A 2827-nucleotide genomic window follows, 5' to 3' on the forward strand; every position below is an offset into this window, starting at 1 on the left:
CCGCCGCAAGGTCTGACACATCCCAGCTGCGCGAGGCGGCGCTGGGCCTCCTCGCGCAGCTGGCTGCGATCCCCGTCGTACGGCACGGGCGGCTCGGTCAACCCCTCGATCCAGTCGAGGTCCAGGCTGGGCAGCATCCGGTTGAAGCTGAAGCCCTGTGCGAGCGTCAGCAGCCGCCGAGCCGTCCCCGGGTCGCCCCGGGTGAGCTCCCAGGTGGCCAGCGCGAACAGCACCGAGCCCATGATCGGGTAGTCGAGGAAGACCGGCTCCTGAGCGAGCACGGCGGCGACCTTGGCCCGCAGCGTCTCCCGGAGGTCGCTCACCTCCGCGGCACGCCCGTAGCGGCAGTGCGCGGCCAGCGAGGCCGCCTGCGGGAAGAGCACCCACGGCTCGAAACCGTCGGGCAGCGTCAGCCCCGGGATGCCGCGCGCGGCCAGGCCGTCGGCGGCGGCCCGGTAGGCGGCCAGCCCGTCCTCGACCCGGCCCTGCGCGAGCAGCAGCTCGGCCCGACCGCACAGCTGGCTGATCGCCCCGCCGAAGACGGACTGCACTCCGTCGTCGGACGCCAGCTCGTCGAGGATCCGCTCGGCCTCCTCCAGGTCGCCCTGCGCGATGGCGCCCAGTGCGATCGCCGCGCGAGCCTGCGCCCAGTCGTCCACCGCGCCGAGCTCGGCCATCGCCGGGATCGCCCGCTCGGCGTACTCACGGGCCCGCTCGCGCTCGCCGGCCTGCAGCAGCAGCCCGGAGAGGTGGGCGGCGACCAGGGCCCGGCTCCAGGGCCCGTCGTCCGGGTCGGCCAGGGCGAGCGCTCGCTCTCCCGCCTCCATCGCACCCGCCAGGTCGCCGAGGTTCTCCCGGGCCTGGCTGACCCACATCGAGGCCCACTGCGCGACCCGGGGGTCCTCCGACTCGGCCAGCCCGCTCAGCGCTGTCAGCTGGCCGTCGGGCGCCGAGTCGTGCAGCGCGAGCAGCACCATGACCACGGCGCGGGTGCGCGGCTCGGCCGAGTCGGTGCCCAGCTCGCGCAGCCGGGCGACCGAGTCCTCCTCGGCCTTGCCCAGGAAGAGCGAGGAGGTCAGCACCAGCGCCGCCAGGGCCGAGCGCAGCGCGTCCTCGCTGCCGGGCGCGACCGGGCCCCGCGCGATCACCTGCTGGGCGGGGACGGCGAGGTTGAGGATCTTGAGGTGGCCGCCCTCGACCGACCAGAAGCCGGTCAGCGCACCCAGCAGGTACGCCGCTGCCTCGGCGTCCTCCTCCGCGACCACCCGACGGAGCAGCTCGACGAGATTGCCCTCCTCGGTGCGCAGCAACCTCATCACCTCGACCTGCTCGCGGGTGAAGAGTCGCTCGCGGGCGGCGGCGGTCAACTCGATCGCCCAGGATCGCAGCCGCTTCGCCGCCTCGGCGTCGTCGCCGGCGTCCACCAGCTGCATCCGGCCGAACTCCCGGACCGTCTCCAGCAGCCGGTACCGGACCGTCTCCTCCTCGGCCACCACGACCAGGGACTGGTCGACCAGGGCGGTCAGCACGTCGATCGCGTCGTAGCCCACCACCGCGCTCGCACCGTCGAGCGAGAAGCCGTCGCGGAACACCGAGAGCCGGCGCAGCGCGACCCGCTCCTCCTCGGCCAGCAGGTTCCAGGACCAGTCGATGACCGCGAGCAGGGTCTGGTGTCGCTCCGGTGCGTCCCGGGCGCCGCCGCGCAGCAGCGCGAACCTGTTCTCCAGCCGCCGCTCGATCTCCGGCACGCCCATCACCCGGACCTTGGCCGCGGCCAGCTCCACGGCCAGCGGAAGCCCGTCGAGGCGGCCCACCAGAGCGCGCACCCGCTCCTCGTCGAGTACGACGCCGGGCCGCGCGGCCCGGGCCCGCTCGGCGAAGAGCGCCGCCGCGTCGTCGACGGTGAGCTCAGGCAGCAGGTAGACGCGCTCGGCGGCCAGCCCGAGCGGGATCCGGGTAGTGGTCAGCACGGTCAGCGCGGGGGTGCGGGCCAGCAGCGCCGAGACCAGGTCGGCGACGCCCTCGACCACCTGCTCGCAGTTGTCCAGGATCAGCAGAGTCGGGGCGCTGCCGATCAGGTCGACGATCCGGCCGACCGGATCGGCGGCACCGGTGCGCGGCCGGCGGTGGGCCACCGACTCGCGGGCACCCAGGGCGTCGGCCACCTCGACAGGCACGCCGTCGGGCGAGGTTACCGAGACCAGTTCGACGAAGTGGACCACGGGCTGCTCGGCATGCCGGCCCATCAGGTGGGCGAGCCGGGTCTTGCCCAGCCCGCCGGCGCCGACCACCGAGACCAGCCGGTGGGTGCGCACCAGGGTGCCCAGCGCAGCCACGTCGGCGTCGCGGCCGATCAGGGCGTCGGCGTCGTACCGCAGCCCGGCGCGGACCGGCCGGTCGCGCGCCAGCAGGTCGGTGTGCAGTGCCCGCAACGCCGGCGACGGGTCCACGCCCAGCCGGTCGGCCAGGTCGCTGCGATAGGACTCGTAGGCCTCCAGCGCCGCCGGGACGCCGCGGACGGCGGCGGTCGCGCGCAGCCGCGCCAGCATCGCCTCGTCGTCGGTGTCCTCGAGCCGGTCGAGCAGGGCCAGGGCGTCGTCGTACCTGCCCTCGGCGGCGGCCCTCAACGCGGCCGGCCGCAGCGACCAGACGTCGACGTCGTCCGCGCCCAAAGCCAGCCGGTAGCCACGCTCGGTGCGCTCGATCGCCTCCGGGCAGGTCGCGGCCCGGGCCCGCGAGACCACCACCTGGAGCGCCTTCGCCGGATGCGCCGGCGGCTCGTCCTCCCAGATCAGGTCGACCAGGGCCGCCTCGCTCAGCCCGCGCG

General features: G+C 75.0%; 1 protein-coding gene. It reads right to left on the reverse strand.

The genetic code is table 11. The features are described 5' to 3' along the window. Positions 1 to 2827: ATP-binding protein (locus VHA72_RS06435; RefSeq protein WP_325573620.1), on the reverse strand; the 2827-nt coding region annotated here is incomplete at both ends.

This window comes from Nocardioides sp. (assembly GCF_035547795.1).
In the GTDB taxonomy this organism is placed as follows: Bacteria; Actinomycetota; Actinomycetes; order Propionibacteriales; family Nocardioidaceae; genus Nocardioides.